This window comes from Sulfuricystis thermophila, assembly GCF_004323595.1.
Lineage (GTDB): Bacteria > Pseudomonadota > Gammaproteobacteria > Burkholderiales > Rhodocyclaceae > Sulfuricystis > Sulfuricystis thermophila.
In genome coordinates, this window is record NZ_AP019373.1 from 1,158,884 (window position 1) to 1,180,178 (window position 21,295).

Annotated in this window: 18 protein-coding genes; 5 read left to right on the forward strand and 13 right to left on the reverse strand. The window is 64.8% G+C overall.

Features of this window, described 5'->3' with window-relative positions; translation table 11 throughout:
* The first annotated feature begins 4 nt into the window (after positions 1-4).
* The 3 genes from lpdA to zapE all read left to right on the forward strand — a co-directional run bounded on the left by lpdA (position 5) and on the right by zapE (position 3,139).
* Positions 5-1,447, forward strand: coding sequence for a dihydrolipoyl dehydrogenase (lpdA, locus tag M52SOB_RS05875; RefSeq protein ID WP_131111012.1), 1,443 nt, complete (start codon positions 5-7; stop codon positions 1,445-1,447).
* Positions 1,448-1,495: 48 nt separating this feature from the next.
* Positions 1,496-1,726 (forward strand): DUF433 domain-containing protein, encoded by a 231-nt coding sequence (locus M52SOB_RS05880; protein WP_126445064.1) that lies wholly within the window; start codon positions 1,496-1,498, stop codon positions 1,724-1,726.
* A gap of 315 nt (positions 1,727-2,041) precedes the next feature.
* Complete coding sequence (gene zapE / locus M52SOB_RS05885; RefSeq protein ID WP_131111013.1) at positions 2,042-3,139, forward strand: cell division protein ZapE; 1,098 nt, start codon at positions 2,042-2,044, stop codon at positions 3,137-3,139.
* Here zapE and M52SOB_RS05890 read toward each other — a convergent pair.
* Positions 3,136-4,353, reverse strand: a complete 1,218-nt coding sequence (locus M52SOB_RS05890; RefSeq protein ID WP_131111014.1) for a cation:proton antiporter — start codon at positions 4,351-4,353, stop codon at positions 3,136-3,138. The two genes, zapE and M52SOB_RS05890, sit on opposite strands and share 4 nt — an antisense overlap.
* A complete protein-coding gene (gene mutS, locus M52SOB_RS05895; RefSeq protein ID WP_131111015.1) occupies positions 4,350-6,959 on the reverse strand; it encodes a DNA mismatch repair protein MutS in 2,610 nt (869 codons plus the stop codon). Before mutS ends, M52SOB_RS05890 begins: the two co-directional genes overlap by 4 nt.
* A gap of 286 nt (positions 6,960-7,245) precedes the next feature.
* Here mutS and plsB point away from each other — a divergent pair, with 286 nt between their 5' ends.
* Positions 7,246-9,372: a glycerol-3-phosphate 1-O-acyltransferase PlsB gene (gene plsB / locus M52SOB_RS05900; RefSeq protein WP_172601757.1), complete on the forward strand. Its 2,127-nt coding sequence runs from the start codon at positions 7,246-7,248 to the stop codon at positions 9,370-9,372.
* Here the strand turns inward: plsB and M52SOB_RS05905 are convergent.
* From M52SOB_RS05905 to M52SOB_RS05925, 5 genes are all read right to left on the reverse strand, one after another.
* Entirely contained in the window at positions 9,366-10,799 is a 1,434-nt protein-coding gene (locus tag M52SOB_RS05905) for a DNA recombination protein RmuC (protein ID WP_131111017.1), read from the reverse strand. The genes plsB and M52SOB_RS05905 overlap by 7 nt on opposite strands.
* Before the next feature lie 256 nt (positions 10,800-11,055).
* Positions 11,056-12,072, reverse strand: coding sequence for a quinone-dependent dihydroorotate dehydrogenase (locus tag M52SOB_RS05910; protein ID WP_284155226.1), 1,017 nt, complete (start codon positions 12,070-12,072; stop codon positions 11,056-11,058).
* The gene (locus M52SOB_RS05915) at positions 12,069-12,812 is read right to left on the reverse strand and encodes an arginyltransferase (protein ID WP_131111018.1); all 744 of its coding nucleotides are present in this window, start codon (positions 12,810-12,812) and stop codon (positions 12,069-12,071) included. Before M52SOB_RS05915 ends, M52SOB_RS05910 begins: the two co-directional genes overlap by 4 nt.
* The gene (gene aat, locus M52SOB_RS05920; protein WP_131111019.1) at positions 12,809-13,525 is read right to left on the reverse strand and encodes a leucyl/phenylalanyl-tRNA--protein transferase; all 717 of its coding nucleotides are present in this window, start codon (positions 13,523-13,525) and stop codon (positions 12,809-12,811) included. The genes M52SOB_RS05915 and aat overlap by 4 nt, the downstream gene beginning before the upstream one ends.
* The gene (locus M52SOB_RS05925; RefSeq protein ID WP_131111020.1) at positions 13,503-14,582 is read right to left on the reverse strand and encodes an ABC transporter ATP-binding protein; all 1,080 of its coding nucleotides are present in this window, start codon (positions 14,580-14,582) and stop codon (positions 13,503-13,505) included. The genes aat and M52SOB_RS05925 overlap by 23 nt, the downstream gene beginning before the upstream one ends.
* Positions 14,583-14,641: 59 nt before the next feature.
* Here M52SOB_RS05925 and M52SOB_RS05930 point away from each other — a divergent pair, with 59 nt between their 5' ends.
* A complete protein-coding gene (locus M52SOB_RS05930; protein ID WP_131111021.1) occupies positions 14,642-16,258 on the forward strand; it encodes an ABC transporter permease in 1,617 nt (538 codons plus the stop codon).
* A 34-nt stretch (positions 16,259-16,292) separates the two neighbouring features.
* Here M52SOB_RS05930 and feoB read toward each other — a convergent pair whose 3' ends face one another.
* From feoB to M52SOB_RS05960, 6 genes are all read right to left on the reverse strand, one after another.
* Positions 16,293-18,689: a Fe(2+) transporter permease subunit FeoB gene (feoB, locus tag M52SOB_RS05935; RefSeq protein WP_131111022.1), complete on the reverse strand. Its 2,397-nt coding sequence runs from the start codon at positions 18,687-18,689 to the stop codon at positions 16,293-16,295.
* The gene (locus M52SOB_RS05940) at positions 18,689-18,925 is read right to left on the reverse strand and encodes a FeoA family protein (RefSeq protein ID WP_131111023.1); all 237 of its coding nucleotides are present in this window, start codon (positions 18,923-18,925) and stop codon (positions 18,689-18,691) included. Before M52SOB_RS05940 ends, feoB begins: the two co-directional genes overlap by 1 nt.
* Positions 18,922-19,236, reverse strand: coding sequence for a FeoA family protein (locus M52SOB_RS05945; protein WP_284155227.1), 315 nt, complete (start codon positions 19,234-19,236; stop codon positions 18,922-18,924). Before M52SOB_RS05945 ends, M52SOB_RS05940 begins: the two co-directional genes overlap by 4 nt.
* Positions 19,237-19,238: 2 nt before the next feature.
* Positions 19,239-19,937 carry a hypothetical protein gene (locus M52SOB_RS05950; RefSeq protein WP_284155228.1) on the reverse strand — a complete coding sequence of 233 codons (699 nt, stop codon included), beginning with the start codon at positions 19,935-19,937 and terminating at the stop codon, positions 19,239-19,241.
* A gap of 76 nt (positions 19,938-20,013) precedes the next feature.
* Complete coding sequence (gene hemP, locus M52SOB_RS05955; RefSeq protein WP_131111024.1) at positions 20,014-20,199, reverse strand: hemin uptake protein HemP; 186 nt, start codon at positions 20,197-20,199, stop codon at positions 20,014-20,016.
* On the reverse strand, positions 20,177-21,196 hold the full coding sequence (locus tag M52SOB_RS05960; protein WP_131111025.1) for a Fe(3+) ABC transporter substrate-binding protein: 1,020 nt from the start codon (positions 21,194-21,196) through the stop codon (positions 20,177-20,179). The genes hemP and M52SOB_RS05960 overlap by 23 nt, the downstream gene beginning before the upstream one ends.
* Positions 21,197-21,295: the final 99 nt, after the last annotated feature.

Here is a 21,295-nt window from a genome sequence, read left to right on the forward strand (position 1 = left end):
GAACATGACCAAGCGACAATTCGACGTCGTCGTCATCGGTGGTGGCCCCGGCGGTTACGTCGCGGCGATCCGCGCCGCGCAGCTCGGTTTTGCCACCGCCTGCATCGAGATGGAAAGCTATGCCGATCCGAAAGGCGAGGTGCGGCTGGGCGGCACCTGCCTCAATGTCGGCTGCATTCCCTCGAAGGCGTTGTTGCGCTCCTCCGAGCTTTTCGACGAGGCAAAGCATGCCTTCGTGATGCATGGCATCAAGATGAACGATTTGGCGATCGACGTCGGCGTGATGATGCGCCGCAAGGACAACATCGTCACCCAGCTCACCCAGGGCATCCGCGGCTTGTTCAAGAAGAACAAGGTGACGCTGCTCGCCGGGCGCGGCAGCTTCGCCGGCCGCGAGGACGAACTCTGGCAGATCGCGGTGACCGCGCAGGACGGCACGACCGAGATCGTCGCCGCGACACACGTGATCGTCGCCACCGGCTCGTCGCCCCGCCAGCTGGAAGGTATTCCGGTCGATAACGTGACGATCTGCGACAACGTCGGGGCGCTGTCTTTCACCGAGGTGCCCAAACGGCTCGGCGTCATCGGCGCCGGGGTGATCGGCCTCGAGCTCGGTTCGGTCTGGAAGCGGCTGGGATCAGAGGTGACGATCCTCGAAGCGATGCCCGACTTCCTCGCTGCCGCCGACCCGGCCGTAGCCAAGGAAGCCTGGAAGATTTTCACGAGCAAGCAGGCCCTGAAGATCCATCTGGGAGTGAAGATCGGAGAGGTGAAGCAGGGCGCAAAGGGCATCGCCATCGAATACGAAAACGGTGAGGGGGCGCAGCGGCTCGAATGCGACAAGCTGATCGTCTCGGTCGGTCGCGTGCCGAACACGGCCGGATTGGGATGCGAGACCGTCGGTCTCGAGCTCGATGCGCAGGGGCGCATCGCGGTCGATCACCAGTGCCGTACCAACTTGGAAAACGTCTGGGCAGTGGGCGATGTAGTGCGTGGGCCAATGCTCGCGCACAAGGGCATGGAAGAGGGCGTGATGGTCGCCGAGTGCATCGCCGGCCAGGCCGGGCATGTCAATTACGAGGCGATTCCCTGGGTCATCTACACACATCCGGAAATCGCCTGGGTCGGCAAGACCGAGACGCAGTTGAAGAATGAAGGCGTCGAGTACCGTGTCGGCCAGATTCCCTTTCTCGCCAACGGTCGCGCACTCGGCCAAGGCGATACCGCCGGCTTCGTCAAGATGCTCGCCTGCGCCAAGACCGACCGCATCCTCGGCGTGCATGTGATCGGCAGCAATGCCTCGGAGCTGATCAGCGAGGCCGTCGTGGCGATGGAATTCGGTGCCGTCGCCGAAGACATCGCGCGCATCTGCCATGCCCACCCGACGCTCTCCGAAGTGATGCACGAGGCGGCACTGGCGGTGGATAAGCGCGCGCTGCATTTTTGATGTCTGGTAGCACTACAATGGCGCTTGCCGTCAGCCCGGGAGTTTGTGATGAATGAAAGGATCACTATCGATGCGGCGATTTGCCATGGCAAGCCCTGCATCCGCGGCCTGCGTTATCCCGTCGAGAGCATCCTCGAATGGCTGGCCGCGGGGATGACGATCGATGAGATCCTCGCCGATTATCCCGATCTCGAACGAGAAGACATCCTCGCAGCGCTTGCGTTCGCTGCCCGCCTCACTCACGTCAAGCGCCTGGAGCCTTTGGCCGAGGCGGCATGAAATTTCTCGTCGATGCGCAGCTACCGCGCCACACTGTGGCGCAGGCACATCGATACGATCGAGGCAGCGTTCGTTTCGGCGCGTTTCGTCGAGCTCGGCCGTGCTGCGCTGATCATCCACGCTTAGGGAACGCTGAAGAAGTCGTCGCGAGCGGCCGGAGGGCAAGGCGCACGGAGCGCAGGATGCGAGACATATCAAGGTGATAGGCGAGCACCCGAGCACCGCGCAACACAGCCATCCGGTCGCGTAGCAGACTGATTCAGTGTTTCCTTAGCCTTGACCGTCCATCGCATCCTCAATGTGCCGGAAGACGCCATGATTCGTGCGTTCGAGGCCGCGCTCGCCGAGCGCGGCATCGTCGCCGACGAGGCGCAGGAAGCGGCGGCGCGACGCCTGCAAAAGTTCTACGACGATCTGGTCGCCTTCAAGGCGGCGCGGCGTACCCGCCTGCGCAAGCTGCTCGTGCATCCCGCCTTGCCGAAAGGCGTCTGGTTCTGGGCGGGGGTCGGGCGTGGCAAGAGCTTCCTGATGGACTGCTTCTTCGCCGCCGTGCCTTATCAACGCAAGCGGCGCGTGCATTTCCATGCCTTCATGCGCGAGATCCATGAGCGCATGCAGGCGCTGAAAAACGAGGCTGATCCGCTGGCGAAGGTCGCCGTGCAGGTGGCGAAAGAGACGCGGCTGATGTGCTTCGACGAATTCCACGTCTCCGACATCGCCGACGCGATGATCCTCGGCCGCTTGATGGAAAAGCTCTTCGACGCCGGCCTGGTGTTTTGCATCACCTCGAACTATCCGCCCGATGGCCTCTATCCGAATGGTCTGCATCGCGAACGGCTCCTGCCGGCGATTGCGCTGCTCAAGGAAAAGCTCGACGTGATCGAGATCGACGGCGGCGTCGATTACCGCCTACGCGCCCTCGAAGCGGCGCCGGTGTATCTCTTGCCGGACGATGGCGATGCCGCAACGCTCTTGATGCGCACCTTCTCGCAAATCGCCCACGGCGCAGGGCATGACCGGCCGCTCAACGTGCTGGGACGCACGCTGCCCGTCGTGCACCGCGCGCCGGGCGTCGTCTGGTTCGATTTCGCCGTGCTGTGCGGCGGGCCGCGCTCGCAGAACGACTATCTGGAGCTCGCGCACAATTTCCATACGGTATTCCTCTCCGGCGTGCCGAAAATGGGACCGGAAATGGCGAATGAAGCGCGCCGGCTCACCTGGCTCGTCGATGTGCTCTACGATCATCGCGTGAAATTGGTGATCGCCGCGGCCGTGCCGGCCGAGGAACTCTATGTCGCCGGACCACAGGCGGAGGAATTCAAGCGTACCGTTTCACGCCTGATCGAGATGCGTTCGCACGAGTATCTCGCCAGCACGCACCGGCGCTACGAGACGCACGCACCGGCAACCTAAGGTGCCGGTCCGCCAGCGCCGACTTTCGACGCTTCACCACAAAGTCGGAAAGCCCACGCCGCCACAGGTGGGCCAAGGGTTTCGAGAATGGCCACCGCGACGAGGATCAACGCATACAGAGTCTCGACCTGGGCGCCGAACAGTTGATCGGCCGTTTGCACCAGACCGATGGCCAGGCCGGCCATCGGCATCAGCAGCAGGCCGGTCGCGGTCGCTCCCCGGTGGCCGATGCCGTGACGCCATAATAAGCCGTGCACGATCAGCCACTTGGCAAGAAAGCGCGCGCCAACGAAGGCGAGCGCCATCAGGCCGATCTGCGCGAACAGTGCCGGTTTGATCTTGCTGCCGGCGAAGACGAACAGCACGATGAAGAAGAGTTCGAAGGCTTCGCCGAATTCGATCTCGGAGAGCGATTCGCCTTCGGTTTCCAGGCTACGCACTGCGACCCCCATCGCCAGCGGTACGAACAGTGGCGAGAGCAGCAGACTGTCGGCAATGCCGACACCGAGCATCAGGGCACCGACGACGAGCGCAAAGCGGTATTGCGGGGCGCTACGCGTGCGTCGAGCGAGCTGAACCAAAAGCCAGGCGATGGCGGTGGCAACGAACGCCGAGCCCGCCAGCCGATAGATCGGTTGCAGCAGTGCGGTGGCCAAATCGGCATCGGTAGCAAGATGGGCGAAGGGCAGTGCGGCGGAAAACGCCAGGAAGGAAAAGAGGTTGTTGAGCGCGACCATTTCCTTGGCGCGTTCGGTGGTCGGGCCGACGGCACCGAGTTCGTGCGCGACGTGGATCAACACCGCGGGCGAGGAGGAGATCGCGATCGCTGCGGCGAGGGCGGCGAGGAAAGGGGACAAGCCGAGCCAGACGAGCAACCCGTAGCAGGCTAGAAAGCTTGCACTGCTCTCGGCCGCCGCCACGAACAGCAACCGGCGATCGCGCAGCATGGCGCGCAGATCGAGCGAGAGGCCGAGGCGATAGAGGATCAGCGCGAGGGCCACACCGATCAAGGGGCGCGCTTGATCGAGGGATTCCTGGGTCAATAGATCGATGCCGGAGGGGCCGATCAGGAAACCGATCGCCATGAAACCCGTGATCGAAGGCAGCCAGGAAATCCGGTGGGCAAGATAACCGCCCAGCGCACCAGCAAGCAGCAAAATACCGAAAGCGATCTGGGAAGTGTAGGCAGGAGGCCAGTCGGGCAGAAAATTCATCGCTGTGCCTCCTCGGTCAGCCGCTTGAGCGCATAGAGCCGCTCGAGCGCCTCACGCGGCGAGAGGGCATCGGGATCGAGCGCCGCCAGTGCTTCCAAGGCTGGATGCGTCGTGGTTGCGAAAGTCGCCGCTGGCGGAATCATGAACGTCCCGCCGGGCGCCGACTCGCTATGCAAAGTCGGCGCTGCCGGAACGGCACCCAAGTGGCTGAACAGGTCGGGCTGGGGTGAGGCGGCCGCCGTGCGGTTTTCCAGCTCGACCAGTTGCCGCTGCGCATCGCGCAATACTGCGGGGGGGAGACCGGCAAGTTGGGCGACCTGGATGCCATACGACTGCGACGCCGGGCCGGGTTCGACGGCATGCAGGAAGACCACCGACTTGCCGTGCTCGATCGCATCCAGATGCACGTTGGCACAGCCCGGATGCTGCTCGGCCAAGCGGGTGAGCTCGAAATAATGCGTCGCGAACAGCGTCCAGCAGCGGATTTTTTCCACCAGGTGGCGCGCGATGGCGAAGGCGAGCGCGAGACCATCGAAGGTCGAGGTGCCGCGGCCGATCTCGTCCATCAACACCAGTGAGCGTTCCGTCGCATTGTGCAGGATTGCCGCGGCCTCGGTCATCTCGACCATGAAGGTCGAGCGGCCCGAGGCGAGATCGTCGGCGGCGCCGATGCGGGTGTGGATCGCGTCGATCGGCCCGAGCCGGCAACTTGCCGCCGGCACGAAGCTGCCGCAGTGGGCGAGCAGCACGATCAGCGCGATCTGGCGCATGTAGGTCGATTTGCCGCCCATGTTCGGGCCGGTGACGATCAGCATGCGCCGGTTCGGATGGAGATCGAGGTCGTTGGCGATGAAGCTCTCCACCTGGCGCTCGACGACCGGATGGCGGCCGGCGCGGATCTCGATGCAGGGGTAATCGACGAATTCCGGTCGGCAGTAGTCGTAGCGCCGCGCGGCGGTGGCGAAGGCGGCGAGGCCATCGAGCTCGGCGAGCGTGCGACCGATGCGTTGCAGCGCGGGAATGTGCGCGGCCAGCGCATCGAGCAGTTCGTCATAGAGACGCTTTTCCAGTGCCAGGGCGCGTTCGTTGGCGGAAAGCGCCTTGTCCTCGAAGGCTTTCAGCTCCGGCGTGATGTAGCGCTCGGCATTCTTCAGCGTCTGGCGCCGGCGATAATCCTCGGGCACCTTGTCGGCATGGGCGTGCGTGACTTCGATGTAGAAGCCGTGCACCTTGTTGTATTCGACCTTCAGGCTGGGGATGCCGCTGCGCTCGCGTTCGCGCGCTTCGAGTTCGAGCAGGAACTGACCGCAGTTCGACTGGATCGCGCGCAGCTCGTCGAGTTCGGTGCTGAAGCCGGCGCGGATCACGCCGCCGGCGGCGAGCAGGGCTGGCGGCTCCTCGGCGAGGGTGGTCGCCAATCGTTCCAGGCAGCCATCTGGCATCGCGAGTCTTTCGCGCAGCTCGCCCAGCAGGCCGGTTTGTCCGGCGAGCAAGCGGTCGAGCGCGGGCAGGCGCTGCAAGGTTTCGCGCAGCGCGGCCAGCTCTCGCGGCCGGGCGGACTTGAGCGCGATGCGGCTGCCGATGCGCTCGAAGTCGGCGCTGCCTTTCAACACATCGCTCAGCGCATCGACCAGGTCCTCTTCCAGTAGGGCGGCTACGGCGCCGTGGCGTCGTGCCGCTTCGCTGCGGTCGCTGAGCGGGTGATGCAGGCAGTGCTTGAGCCAACGCGTGCCGGCCGCCGTCGCGCAGGTATCGAGTAGCGAGAGCAACGTCGGGGATGCTTCACCGCGCAGGGTTTCGGTGAGTTCGAGATTGCGGCGCGTCGCGGCATCGAGCCGCAGCCAGGCGCTCTCGTGCTCCAGCGTCAGGCCCGTCACATGGGGCAAGGCGGCGAGCTGCGTGGCCTGTGCATAGCGCAGCAGCGCGCCGGCGGCGCCGAGCGCCAGCCGCGCCTCGCTCTCGGCGGGAATGAAGCCGGAAAGATCGCGCGTGCCGAAATGCGCCGTCAGGAGCTGGATCGCGCCATCCGTATCGAAATGCCAGTCGGGACGCCGCCGCACGAAAGCGGCCTGCGGGGATGGCAAGGCCAGCGTCGATCCTTCGCCGAGCAGGATTTCCGAGGGTTTGAGGCGGCCGAGCTGGGCAGACAGCGCCCCGGCGTGCGTCTCCATGAGTCGCAACGCGCCGCTGGCGAGATTCAGCCAAGCCAGGCCGATGCGCTGGCGCTCCTGCGCCAGGGCGAGCAGCAGGCTGTCGCTCCGGTCGTCGAGCAGCGCGGCATCGGTGAGTGTGCCGGGGGTGACGATGCGCACCACCTTGCGCTCGACCGGGCCCTTGCTGCTTCCCGGATCGCCGATCTGTTCGCAGATCGCCACCGATTCGCCGAGCTTGACCAGCCGCGCAAGGTATTGCTCGACGGCGTGGTAAGGCACCCCGGCCATCGGAATCGGCGCGCCTGCCGACTGCCCGCGCTGGGTCAGCGTGATGTCGAGCAGTCGCGCGGCTTTTTCCGCATCGTCGTAAAACAGCTCGTAGAAGTCGCCCATGCGGTAGAACAGCAGCACGTCGGGATGCGCGGCCTTCAGACGCAGATATTGCTGCATCATCGGCGTGTGGCGGGAAAGTTCCGCTTCGGAGAACCGGGAAGTCTGAGAGCTTGTGAAAAATTCTGCTGCGCTTGCCATCTTGGGGTCGGGCGGTGCTCGCCATCCTCATGTATGTCCATATACATTCCGGTGGCTGCGCTCCGGCCTCCCCCAACCTGGCTGCGCTCGCGACGAATTTTTTTCACAAGCTCTGAGACATGCGGGAAGAGGTGAGGTGCGGAGCCGCGCGTGGAATCGGCCGGAATTATACTGGCGCCCCTTTCCGCTACTTTGATTGATGCTCCCGATGGCCTCCGGCCCACTGCGTCTGGCGCGGCGCCTATTACACCTGTGGGTGCGTCTGCGCCTTTTCCCCGAACATGCCGCCGCCCTCGGCATCGATCCCGCCCGGCCGGTCTGTTATGTGTTGTTCGAGGACTGGCTGTCCGACCGGCTCGTGCTGCATGAGGCGGTGGCGCGCGCCGGGCTGCCGCCTGCGGATCGGCCCTTGGAGGTCGCCGGGTGCCGTCTTGCCAGCGCCGAGTTTGCGCTGAGCCCGGGCTGGCGGCCCTTCCGTCGTGCGCGTGCGCTCTACGGTTCGCCGGCGCGGTTGGCGCGGCTGATTGCCTGCCTCGCCGCCGATCCGGCTGCCGATGTGCAGATCGTGCCGGTCACCGTGCTGTGGGGACGGGCGCCGCGCCAGCAGGATGGGGTGCTGCGCGCCTTGCTGGCGGAATCCTGGCAGCGCCGTCAGCCGCTCGGCCACTGGCTCGCGGTGCTGCTGCATGGTCGGCAGACGCACGTCCATTTCGGCGTGCCTTATTCGCTGCGTGCCTTGCTGACGGACATCGCCGAACCCACGCGTGCCACGAAGAAAGCCGTGCGCGTGCTGCGCGCCCATTTCCGGCTGCAGCGCGAACGCTTCATCGGCCCGGACATCTCCCATCGCCACACCCAGGTCGAGGCGCTGCTCGCGACGCCCATGGTGCGCGCCGCGATCGAGGCCGAGGCGGCCCAGCATGGCATTCTGCTCGATGCCGCGCGAGCCCGTGCCCGCCGCCATGCCGTGGCGATCGCCTCGGATTTCTCCTATGCGGTGACGCGCGCCGGCGAAATCTTCCTCACCTGGTTGTGGACGCGGCTGTTCGACGGTGTCGAGGTGCGCAATCTCGACGTGCTGCTGCGCGTCGCGCCTGGCCAGAGCGTCGTCTATCTGCCCTGTCACCGCAGCCACGTCGATTACCTGCTGATGTCGTACGTCATCTACCGGGCGGGGCTGGTGCCGCCGCACATCGCCGCCGGCGACAATCTCGATCTGCCCGTGCTCGGCCGCATCCTGCGCGGCGGCGGTGCTTTCTTCCTGCGGCGCAGTTTCAAGGGCGATCCCCTCTATGCCACGGTGTTCGCCGAATATCTGCATTACCTGCTGGCGCAGGGTTTCCCGGTCGAATATTTCATCGAGGGCGGCAGGAGCCGCGACGGCCGCCTGCTGCCCCCCAAGGCTGGCCTGTTGGCGATGACGATCCAGAGCTTCCTGCGCTGGCATGAACGTCCGCTGGTGTTCGTGCCGGTCTATCTCGGTTACGAAAAGCTGCCCGAGGGGCCGAGTTTCGTCGCCGAGCTGGCGGGTCGCCCGAAACGACGCGAATCCTGGCTGGGGCTGCTCTCCTCGCTACGGCTGCTGCGGCGGCATTTCGGCCGGGTCTATGTGAATTTCGGCGCGCCCTTGCCGCTTTCCGACTGGCTCGATGCGCAGCGGCCCGACTGGCGTGTGGCGCCGCCCACGGGCGAGGCGCAGCGCGCGCTGGTCGCCGCGATCGCCACTGAACTGTCAGGACGTATCGGCGCGGCAGCGCTCGTCAATCCGGTCAATCTCGTCGCCCTGGCGCTGCTGGCCACGCCCGAGGTCAGCGCCGAGGAAAGCGTGCTGGCGCGGCAGATCGAGCATCTCGCGGCGCTCGTCGCTGACGCGCATCTGGCCGCGCCATCCCGTGGCGAGGACTGCATCGCTACGGCGCTGCGGCTTGCCGCGGTGCGCCGCAGCGAGACTGCGGACGGCGCACGGATCGTGGCCGATGCCATGGAAGCCGCGCTGCTCGCCTATTTCCGCAACAACGTGCTGCATTTGTTCGTCTTGCCGGCGCTGATCGCCCGGCTGCTGATCGACCGCGGAGCGTTTGCCGACTCACGATGGCCTGCGGCGTTGGAAGCGATGCTCGCTCCGCTGCGCGATCGCCTCTGCTGGCATCTGAGCGACGCAAACCTGCCTGCGGCGCTCGAGGATTCGTTGGCGCGCTTGGCCGCGCGCGGGTTGATCGAACGCGAAGACGATGTCTGGCATCCGCCGGCCAGAGAGGCGCCGGCCTATGCAGCGCTGGGTTGGCTTGCCAATATCCTCGCGCCGGAGCTACGGGCGCTGCCCGAGCCTCATTGAGGCTCTTCTTCGGGCAATGCAAGCGGCAACGCGTCGTCCGGCAGTGGCAGCGCCTCGACGTCGCGCAGTTTGCGTTCGATCGCGCGGGTGCGCGTGCCCACCTGGTCGAAGCGGTTGCGCGCCTCGTCGAGCTTCTTCTTCGTCGCTTCGATGACCTCGCCGAATTTGCCGAATTCGGTCTTCACCTGGCCGAGCACCTGCCAGACTTCGCTGGCGCGTTTTTCGATCGCCAACGTGCGGAAGCCCATCTGCAGGCTGTTGAGCAGCGCCGCCAGGTTGGTCGGCCCGGCCAGCACGACGCGCTGCTCGCGTTGCAGGGTTTCGGCCAGCCCCGGCCGGCGCAGCGCCTCGGCATAGAGCCCTTCGGTGGGCAGGTAGAGCACTGCGAAATCGGTGGTGAAGGGCGGCTCGACGTATTTTTCGCGGATCGTGCGCGCTTCGGCCTTGAGGCGGGCTTCCAGCGCCCGCGCCGCGGCTTCCACGCCCTCGGCATCGGCGCGGTCGTGCGCGTCGAGCAGGCGCTGGTAATCCTCGACCGGGAATTTCGCGTCGATCGGCAGCCACACCGGACGTTCCCCCGACGTGCCCGGCAGACGGATCGCCACCTCGACGCGCTCGTTCGATCCCGGTCGCGTGGCGATGTTGCGGCCATACTGCTCGGGGGTGAGCATCTGCTCGATCAGCGTCAAGAGCTGCACTTCGCCCCAGGTGCCGCGCGCCTTGACGTTGGTCAGCACGCGCTTGAGGTCGCCCACGCCGGCAGCCAGCGTCTGCATTTCGCCCAAGCCGCGATGCACCTGTTCGAGCCGTTCCGAGACGAGCTGGAACGATTGGCCGAGACGCTGCTCCAGCGTCGCGTGCAGCTTTTCGTCCACGGTCCTGCGCATCTCTTCGAGTTTGGCGGCGTTGTCGGTCTGGATCGCGGCCAGCCGCTCGTTGAGCGTCGCGCGCACCTGCTCCGCCTGCAGCTGCGAAGCCTGGGCGAGCCCGGCGAGCTGCTGGGCGATGGTCTCCTGGATCATCGACAGCTGGTTTTTGAGCTGGGCGCCGTTGCCATCGAGCTGCTCGCGCAACGCGGTGGTCATCGTCGCCAGCCGCGTGTCGATGTCGGTACGAAAGGCGTTGAAACCGGCGGCGAGCTCGGCGCGCCCCTCGCGGGCGTCGTCGAGCGCCTGCGCGAGCTGCCGCTCCACGGCCTCACGCACGGTTTCCAGCGCCTGCGCGGTCGACTGATGCAAACCTTGCAGCCGGGCTTCCTGCGCCGCACCGATCATCTGCAACTGGCCTTCGAGGCGGGAGAGCGCCGCCTCCTGTTCTTCCTGACGCCGGGCCAAGCCCTCCAGGGCCGCGACACGTTTGAGCACCAGCGCGAGCAGCAGGATGACGAGGATGGCAGTGGCGGAAAACGTGAGTTCGAGAGGCGTCATGGCAAGGCTACGGAAGGGGTGACGTCCGCCATGCTACCAAACGCGCATACCGGCAATCGGCACCCGCGGAGGATGAAAACCCCATGCGCAAAAATAAACACCCGCCCCCCTTCGCCCCCCTCTCGGGGGTTCCCATTTGCGCGGCGTTGCCGCGAGTGTTGGCTGTCATCAAGGAAACGAAGGGCGGCGCACTTTTTGCTCTGTATTTCACGTCAAACTCGGCGCTGGCAGGACGGCACGGCAAGCTTGCCAAAGCTCAGCGGGCCGCGCGCGTCGCAGCGACGCATTCGGCGACGAGGCCCGGGCCGCGATAGACCAGGCCGGAATAGATCTGCACCAGCTGCGCGCCGGCGTCGAGTTTCGCTTTCGCCTTGGCACCATCGACCACGCCGCCGGCGGCGATGATCGGCACTTCGCCAGCGAGCGCCCGGGCGAGTTTTCTCAACACTTCGGTCGACAGTTCGAACAGCGGCGCGCCGGACAGGCCGCCGGCTTCATTGGCATGGCGCAGGCCGGTGACCCGGCTGCGGTCGAGCGTGGTGTTCGTGGCGATCACGCCATCACAGCGATGGCGGCGCAGGGCATCGGCGATGGCGTCGATCTGCGCGTCATCGAGGTCCGGCGCGATCTTCAGCACCAGCGGTACGTAACGACCGTGCCGGTCTGCCAGTGCCGACTGTTGCGACTTCAGCGCGGCGAGCAGTGCGTCGAGCTCGGAAGCGCCTTGCAACCGACGCAGGTTCTGGGTGTTTGGACTGGAAATGTTGACGGTGACGTAGCTGGCATGGGGATAGGCCTTCTCGAAGCCGATCCGATAGTCATCCACGGCGCGCTCGATCGGCGTGTCGGCGTTCTTGCCGATGTTGATGCCGAGAATGCCCTTGTATTTCGCCGCCTTGACGTTGGCGATCAGCGCGTCGATGCCGTGATTGTTGAACCCCATCCGGTTGATGATGCCTTCGACCTCGGGCAGCCGGAACATGCGCGGCTTCGGATTGCCCGGCTGAGGCCGCGGCGTGACGGTGCCGACCTCGAGGTGTCCGAAGCCCCAGGTGGCCAGTCCGTCGATCGCTTCGCCGTTCTTGTCGAGTCCGGCGGCAAGACCCACGCGGTTCGGGAAGGAAAGCCCCATCACATCGATGGGCGTGTCGGGCAGCGGGCCTTTGCTGGGTAGAAACGCACCGAGGGTGCGCAGGCCGGCGATGGAGAGCTCGTGCGCGGTTTCGGGATCGAGCGCGAGGACGAAGGGTTTGATCAGACAGTAAGGGATCATGATGGAGACTGTGCGTCGTCGAGGCGCAACCAACGGCCGTTCTTCAGCGCTTCGAGCGGCCGGAACTGTGATTTGTAGGCCATCTTGCGGCTATGTTCGATCCAGTAGCCGAGATAGAGGTGGGGCAGGTCGAGCTGCCGGCATTGCTCGATCTGCCAGAGGATCGCATAGGTGCCATAGCTGGCGGAGGGCAGATCCGGGTCGTAGAAGGTATAGACCGCCGACAAGCCGTTGTCGAGCACGTCGATGATGCTGACGATGCGCAAGTCATCGCCTTCGCGGAATTCGATCAGCCGGCTGTCGACCTGCGTCTGCAGCAGGAATTGGGCATATTGCTCGCGGTTGTCGTCGTCCATGCCGCCACCGGCATGGCGCGCCTGCTGGTAGCGTTGGTAGAGCGCGTAGTGTTCCTCGCGGAACAGCAAGGGGCGCTCGCGGGCGATGAGCTGAGCGTGACGCGCCTTGATGCGGCGCTGGCTGCGGTTGGGCTGGAAATCCGCGATGGGGATGCGCACCGGTACGCACTCGCGGCAGCTGTCGCACCAGGGCCGATAGGTGAAGATGCCGCTGCGGCGAAAGCCGAGCTCGACGAGCTCACTGTAGATCGCGGTATCGATCAGCTGGCTGGGCGTTGCGACCTGCGAGCGCGCGATGCGCCCGGGAAGATAGGAGCACCCGTAGGCCGAGGTGGCATAGAACTGCAACAGCGAGAAGGGCGGCAGGTCGCGTAGATGCGTCATGTCCGCTTCCTGAAATGCCCGTCGATACCATCTGCCGGCCAGCGGCCGGGGGCATCGCCCTGCTCGACGAGCGAGGCCAGGCGCGCGAGGAATGCGTCGCGCGGCATCGGCTGGGCGCCGAGCGAATGAAGGTGGGCGGTTTCCATCTGACAGTCGATCATGCCGAAATTATGCACGCAGAGATAGCGGCACAGATGGGCGAGCGCGATTTTCGACGCATCGCGCTCCAGCGAAAACATCGATTCGCCAAAGAACGCGCGGCCGATTGCCACCCCATAGAGCCCGCCGATCAGCCGGCCATCGCGCCAGGTCTCGACGCTGTGGGCGTAGCCGAGCGCATGGAGGCGTCGATAGGCAATCCTCATTTCCGCGGTGATCCAGGTGCCGTGCTGGCCTGGCCGCGGGGTGGCGGCGCAGGCGGCGATCACCGCGTCGAACGCGGTGTCGAGCTTCACCTGATAGTCGGCGTTCCTGAGCGTCTTGGCAAGCGAGCGGGAAATCTTGAGTGCTTCGGGAAACAGCACCATGCGCGGATCGGGGCTCCACCAGAGGATCGGCTCCCCTTCGGAAAACCACGGAAAGATGCCGCGCCGGTAGGCAGCGAGTAGCCGAGGAGGGGAGAGATCGCCGCCGGCGCAGAGCAGACCGTTGGGTTCGGCAAGCGCCCGGCTGACGGGCGGAAAAGGGGAGTCAGGCAGCAGCCATGGGATCATGCCGGAACGCTACCACATGTTCCGTATCCAGTCGGATACCGATCTTTTCGCCAATGGCGTGGTCGTGGTGCGAAGGCACCAGCGAGAGCACGCGGGCGCCGGAAGCGAGCTCCAGGGTGTAGAGGAATTCCGCGCCGCGAAAGGCCTTGGCGAGGATCGTGGCCCGCAGGGCAGCGCCATCGTCATGCACGACGTCATCGGGGCGCAGCAGCACTTCGACGGGACTGCCGGCCGGCAGCAAGGCGCAGCTGGCGCCATCGCATTCGGTCGACAGCAAACCATTGAGCACACCCAGTTCGGTCGCCACCCGGCCATCGGCTTGGATGTGGCCGGCGAGGAACGCGCCTTCACCGACGAAATCGGCGACATGGCGCGTCGCCGGACGGTGATAGAGGTTCCAGGGCGTATCCCATTGCTCGATGTGGCCGGCGCGCATCACGCCCACCCGGTCGGCGACGGCGAAGGCCTCGTGCTGATCGTGGGTGACGAGGATCGCTGCGGTGCCGGCCTCTTTCAGGATGGCGCGCACTTCGAGCGAGAGTCGTTCGCGCAGCTCGACGTCGAGGTTCGAAAAGGGTTCGTCGAGCAGCATCAGATGCGGCCGTGGCGCGAGCGCCCGAGCCAAAGCCACGCGCTGCTGCTGGCCGCCGGAGAGTTCATGCGGATACTTGTCGCCCTGGCCGGCAAGCCCGACGAGTTCGAGTAGCCGCGCCACCTGCCGTTCCGCCAGCGCCGACTTTTCTTGCAGGCCGAAAGCGATGTTGCCGGCCACCGTCAGATGGGGAAACAGCGCGTAATCCTGGAACACCATGCCGATGCGCCGTTTTTCCGGCGGCAGGTGATGACGGCTATCGTCGACCGCTTCGCCGCGCAGCAGGATGCGCCCGGCATGCGCACGCTCGAAGCCCATGATGAGCCGCAGCACGGTCGTCTTGCCGCAGCCGGAGGCGCCCAGCAGGCAGCCGATCTCGCCTTCCTCTAAAGTGAGCGACAAGCCGTCGACGACACGGTGCGTGCCGTAGGTGAAACTGACGTCGTCGAGTTCGAGGATGGCCATGGCAGGATTATAATTGAGAAATATTCTCAAAAACCTTGAAAAACCCGCCAACCCCCCCAATGCGCCCGCCCTCGTTTCTGGTTGTTTGCTCAGTCATCATCGGCACGCTGATCAGTCTGCCGGTGATCTCTGTCGGCGCGAATCTTTTCGCTCCCGGAACCCGTGCCACCTGGGCGCATCTATGGGCCACCGTGCTGCCCGAGTATGTCGTCAATTCGCTGCTGCTGTCGTTTTTCGTCGCGATCGGCGTCAGCGTGATCGGGGTGGCCACGGCTTGGTTCGTCTCGATGCATGAGTTCCCCGGGCGACGTGTGTTCGAATGGGCCTTGCTTTTGCCGCTGGCGATGCCGGCTTATGTGATGGCCTACGTCTATACGGATCTGCTGCAGTTTGTCGGCCCGGTGCAGACTTTCCTGCGCGAGACCTTCGGCTGGCGGCGCGGTGACTACTGGTTTCCGGAAATCAGAAGCCTCCCCGGCGCGGCGTTGATTTTTGTCTGCGCGCTCTACCCTTATGTGTATCTGCTCGCGCGCACGGCCTTTCTCGAGCGCGGCGCCAGCACCTTCGAGGCGGCGCGCTCGTTGGGGCTCAGTCCCTGGGCCGCCTTCCGGCGCGTCTCGTTACCGCTGGCGCGGCCCGCATGGGCCGCCGGCGTTGCCCTGGTGCTGATGGAAACGCTGGCCGACTACGGCACGGTGGCCTATTTCGCCGTGCCGACCTTCACCACCGGCATCTACCGCGCCTGGTTCTCGCTCGGCGAGCGTAGCGCCGCTACGCAACTGGCGGCCGTGCTGCTCGCCTTCGTGCTGCTCCTCGTTTTGCTCGAGCGCATCAGTCGCGGTCGCGCGCGCTTTCATGAGACTCACCGGCGCACGGCAAAGCGCAAGATGCTTTCCGGCGCTGCGGCGCTCTTCGCTTTCCTCGTCTGCTTTTTGCCGCTCTTCCTCGGCTTCTTGCTGCCGGCGGGACTGCTCTTCAAGCTGGCGCTCGCCGAGGGAGATGGGCAATTCGGTGTGCGTTATCTCACCCTGGCGAAGAACAGTCTCCTGGTCGCGGGGCTTGCCGCCGTGTTGGCGGCAATGCTCGCGTTGCTGCTCGGCTACGCGCAGCGCCTGCGGCCCACCCTGGTCACGCGCATGGTCAATCGGCTCGCCGGTCTGGGCTATGCCGTGCCCGGCGCGGTGATCGCGGTGGGGGTGCTGATCCCGGTCACCCGTCTCGATCACTGGCTTGCCGCACAGTGGCTTGGCTGGTTCGGCGAGAATCCGGGGCTCATGCTCACCGGCGGCATCGCCGCGCTGGTTTATGCCTATCTCGCGCGTTTCTTGTCGGTCGCGCTCTCCACCGTCGAGGCAGGACTCGTGCGCATCACGCCGGCAATGGACGCTGCGGCGCAAAGCCTTGGCTGCAATGCGCGCCAAACGCTGGTGCGCGTGCATCTGCCACTGTTGGGGAAAAGCCTTTTCACCGCGCTGCTGTTGGTTTTCGTCGATGTGATGAAGGAGCTGCCGGCAACGCTCGTCATGCGACCGTTCAACTTCGACACGCTGGCCACGCAAACCTTCACCCTTGCCAGCGACGAGAGGCTCGCCGAGGCCTCCACCGCGGCGCTCGCCATCGTCGCGGTGGGGTTGTTGCCGGTTTTGCTGCTGGCGCGGCAAATCGGGCGGAGATGAGCCCACCAGGACGGTGACGTGGCCAGCCATGGCTTCAATGTCCTCCGCATCGGCCCGCCTTGCTGCACCCGTCGCAGCTTGCAGCGGCGGCGAGCGGTGCGATGGGCATGACCCGGTATTCCCGACTCCGGCCGTAGCGGCGCAGCGCCAGGACGGCTGTCGCCAACACCGCGCCGACGATGCCGAACCAGATCGTCGATGACAGGGGGTGCGCCGCAAACGTCGCGGCCTGGTAGAAGAGAGTGGCCGTGCCGTAGGCGAGAGCGAAGGTCCAGCCGGCGACGAAGAACATCCAGCGCGCGCCGCTTTCCTGGTAGATCGCGGCAAGCGCCGCGGTGCAGGGCGTGTAGAGCAGGATGAACAGCAGATAGGCAAAGGCTCCCGCTGCACCATCGAAGCGGGCGGCCATGGCGCCAAAGACGGCGGTGGCGACTTCCGCTTTCTCGGCGGCGGCTTGCGTGTCCGTGAGATCGCCGACGGCGAGCCCCAGCGGGTCGGCCCAGCTGCCCAGCGCCTCGGCCAGTTTCTCCGGGATCGTCGCCGCGGCGGCGGTGAGCGCCGTGCCGAGGTCGAAGGCCGCTTCTTCCGGCGCTTCTTCACCGGCGGCGGCGCGATCGCTTTCCGCCAGTGCCTGATAGGTGGCGTTGAGGGTGCCGACGACGACCTCCTTGGCGAGGATGCCGGTGAAGATGCCGACGGTGGCGGGCCAGTTTTCCTCGCTGAGACCGAACGGCGCAAAGGCCGGTGCGATGCTGCGGCCGGTCGCGGCGAGCAGCGACCGGTCGGAATCCTCGTTGCCAAGACTGCCGTCGGCGCCGACGTTGTTGAGGACGTTGATCACCAGCACCATCGGCACGATGATGCGCCCGGCCTTGATGACGAAGCCTTTGAGCCGCTGCCAGGCGTGGAGGATCACGCCGCGTAGCGTCGGCAGGTGATAAGGCGGCAGCTCCATGATGAAGGGGGTTGGCTCACCCTTGAACAAGGAATGTTTCAAGGCCAGCCCGGTTAGCACGGCGACGAGGATGCCGATCAGATAGAGCCCGAACACCACGTTCTGCGCATTGGCGGGGAAGAAGGCGGCGGCGAACAACACATAGACCGGCAGGCGCGCGCCGCAGGACATGAAGGGCGCCATGGCGATGGTCATCAGGCGGTCGCGGCGGTGTTCCAGCGTGCGCGTGGCCATGATCGCCGGCACGTTGCAGCCAAAGCCGACGATCAGCGGCACGAAGCTCTTGCCCGGCAGGCCGATGACGCGCATGAAGCGGTCCATCACGAAGGCGGCGCGCGCCATGTAGCCGGAATCTTCGAGGGCCGAAAGGAAAAGGTAGAGAAAGCCGATCACCGGGATGAAGGTCGCCACCGTCTGGATGCCGCCGCCAATGCCCTTGGCGAGCAGCACGACCAACCATTCGGGCGTGCCCAGGCCGGTGAGCCATGCGCCTACGCCATCGACGAACAGCGCGCCGGCGGCTTGGTCGAAAAAGTCGATGAAGGCGCCGCCGATCTTGATCGTGAACATGAACATCAGATACATCATGAGCAGAAAGATCGGGATGCCGAAATAGCGGTTGAGCACGATGCGGTCGATGCGTTCGGTCCAATCGCTGGTAGGGGCGGCGGCGGGGTGGGTGACGGCCTGGGCGACACGATGGGCCGTTGCATAGCGCGCCTGGGCGATCGCGATGTCGACCTCTTCACCCGTTTCGCTTGCCAGTCGTTGCGCGAAAGCCGAGAGCTCGGCGCCGGCCAATGCTTGCGCCTGCGCATCTTCTTCGAGGAGGCGCACGGCGAGCCAACGCGGCGCGAGCGGCAGATCCGGCATGGCGGCGGCGATGGCGTTCGTAAGCGTGGCAATGGCTTGTTCGAGCGCGTGTGGATAAGCGATGCGAAGCGCCGGGCGTGGTTGGGCGACGACCGCTTGAGCAATCGTCTGCTGGAGCTCGGCGATCCCCTGACCTTCGGAGGCCACCAGCGGCACTACCGGGCAGCCCAGTTGCGCCGCGAGAGCGGCGGCATCGACGTGCATGCCCTTGGCCTCGGCGACATCCGTCATGTTGAGCGCCACGACGAGCGGCGCCTGCATTTCGGCGAGCTGCGCGGTGAGGTAGAGGTTGCGTTCGAGGTTGGCGGCATCGACGATGTTGACGATCAAATCGGCGCCGTGGCGGTAGGCGTTTTGCACGAACTCGCGGGCGATCTGCTCGTCGAGCGAAATGTCGTGCTCGCCGGCATCGAGCGAATAGGTGCCGGGCAGATCGACGATTTCGAAACGCACACCCGCAAAGCGGTATTCACCACTTTTCTTTTCGACCGTCACACCCGGCCAATTGCCGACGCGCTGCCTGGCGCCTGTGAGCGCATTGAAGAGCGTAGTCTTGCCGCAGTTCGGATTGCCGACGAGACCGATGGTGTATGAATTTTTCATCACAAATCCTCCTTTGCCAGTTTGAGGGCGGCGGCTTCCTCGCGGCGCAACGAAAGATGGACGCCGCGCACGCGAATCTCGATCGGATCGCCCAAGGGGGCGCGGCGCACCACCATGAATTCGACTCCCGGGGTGAGACCCATTGCCAATAGCTTGCGCCGGTAGCCTTGACCCTGTGCCGTATAACCCTCGATGCGGGCCGAATCGCCCGCTTGCAGCGCATCGATCGTCGTCATTTGCATCGCTCCATGTCTTCATGATTTGCCGGTGTCACCCAGAGCCGGTGTGCCAGCGCTGCGCCCAGGGCAAGACGCGAATTGCCGCGCATGACCACCACACCGCTCTCCTCGCGCAGGCAAAGCGCCAATTCGGCACCCAGATTGAGGCCCATCTCGGTCAGGCGTTTATCGATGGCCGCTCCACCTTTCATGGCGACGATGCGTACTCGCTCGCCCACTTGGGCCATCATCAGTGGATAGGCCTTTTCGCCAATGGCTTGCCGTCCCGCCAGCGCCGAGTTTGGGTTTCGTGCCATCGTGGCATCCATGCTCAGAACTCCCAGGCAAAGCCGACCTGCCCGAAACTGCGGTCGTTGCCCCGCCCGATGGCGCCGGAGAGCTTGAAGCCTTCGAAAACCTCATAGCGCAGGCCGAGCGCCTTGTCGGGGCGAACATGTTCTTCGCCGAAGATTTCCGCCGTCAGTTTCAACTTTTCGGCGAGCGGAAACTCGTAACCCAGTCCCCAGGTGCCGACACGATCGCTCTCACCTTGCGCCTCGATACGCTTGCTGCCGAGGTTGAAGTGGGCGACCTGTCCATCCGCGAAGCGATGGCTGGCAAGCCCCGTCAAGGCATATTCGCGCTCGGTGTATTTCTCGGCATTGGCGCGATCGTTGATCCGCGTGCGACCGAGATCGAGCTTGACACCGAGTGACCAGCCGGTCTCATTCTGAAGCGGCACCCATTTGAATCCGATGCCGCTACCGGTCATGCGGGTCGAAGGATCGGGTTCGCGGTCATTGGCGCGTGAGACGGCAAGACCGATTTCCAAATGCTCGAGCGGCGCGAAGCCGAATACTGCTTCGCCGCCGCGCGTCTTGTGATCGCGCGCGAGCGCCCCCTCGATCTTCAGGCCACCGGCACCGAGTGTGCCGGCGTCATCGACCTGCATCGGCGGTTCGGCGAATGCGGACAAACAGGGTAGGAGGAAAACGAGACTACTGCGACGGATCGTGCGTACGAAAGACATGGCAATACCTCCAAAAAGTCATAAAAATCTTATGGCTGGCTTGCCATGCCCGATGCATGACTGGCTGGCTCGTGGATTACTTGGTCAGGATCAGCTTGTTCTGGCGCGTGAGCCGCAAGCGGTAGATTTCACCTTCGTGTCGGATGAGGATCTCTTTGCGCCCGGCGAAAAGCTCACGGCTGTCGATATATCCCTCCCACGCCCGGTTGCCTTGGTGCGGGAGGGATTTTCCGCGCGGCTCATTTCCATCCGACGCGGTCATAGATTTTCTGTGCCAGCGCGGCGTTTTTTGCCAGCTCAATGATCGGCAGCGTGTCGGCCTTGAAACTGCCCAGCGCAGCGAGCGCGGGATTGTCGGTCTTCACGTTGGTTGCGGCCGGCCACTCGTTGTTGCCGTCGGCAAAATAGCGCTGCGCTTCGTCCGAGGCAAGGTAGTCGAGGAATTTCTTCGCCGCTTCCTTGTTTGGCGCCGTCTTCAATATGCCGCCGCCCGAGATGTTGATGTGCACACCGGTCGTCGCCTGATTGGGCCAGACGATGCCAATGGCCTCGACGACCTTCCTGTCATCGGGCTTGCCTGAGCGCATCAGACGGGCGAGGTAATACGAATTGGAGATCGTCACGCCGCACTCGCCGGCGGCCACCGCCTTGATCTGGTCGGTATCACCTCCTTTCGGCGTCCGCGCGAAGTTGGCGACCACCCCCTTGGCCCATTCCTCGGCCTTTTTCTCGCCATGGTGGGCGATCATCGAGGCGAGCAGTGACAGGTTGTAGGGATGGGCGCCGGAACGCATGCAGACCTGGCCTTTGAGTTTCGGCTGGGCGAGGTCTTCGTAGTTCTTCACGTCCTCGGCTTTCATCGTCGCTTTGTTGAAGACGATCACCCGGGCACGGGTCGAGAAGGCAGCCCAGTCCTTGGAGCGCAGATGGGCGGGAATGCGCTCTTCGATCACCTTCGACTGCAGCGGCGCGAATAGACCCAGCTCGTCGGCCTTCGCCAGCCGCGCGGCATCGACGGTGATGAAGACGTCCGCCGGGCTCATCGCGCCTTCATTCTTGATGCGTTCGAGCAACTCATCTTCCTTGGCTTCGATGCGGTTGATCTTGATCCCCGTCTGCTGCGTGAAGTTGTTGTAGAGCGCCTCGTCCGTCTGGTAGTGGCGTGCGGAGTAGAGGTTCAATTCCTTGTCGGCCGCCAGTGCCGTGGATTCGGCAGCGACTGCTGCAGTGAGGGTGAGGATGAGGAAAGCATGGCGCATGACGAAACTCCCGATGGTTGATGGAAAAAGAATGGAACAGCAAACGAGAACAATTATCAATAACATTGGCGGCAGTGTCAAGCAAGCGAGTGCATCCCA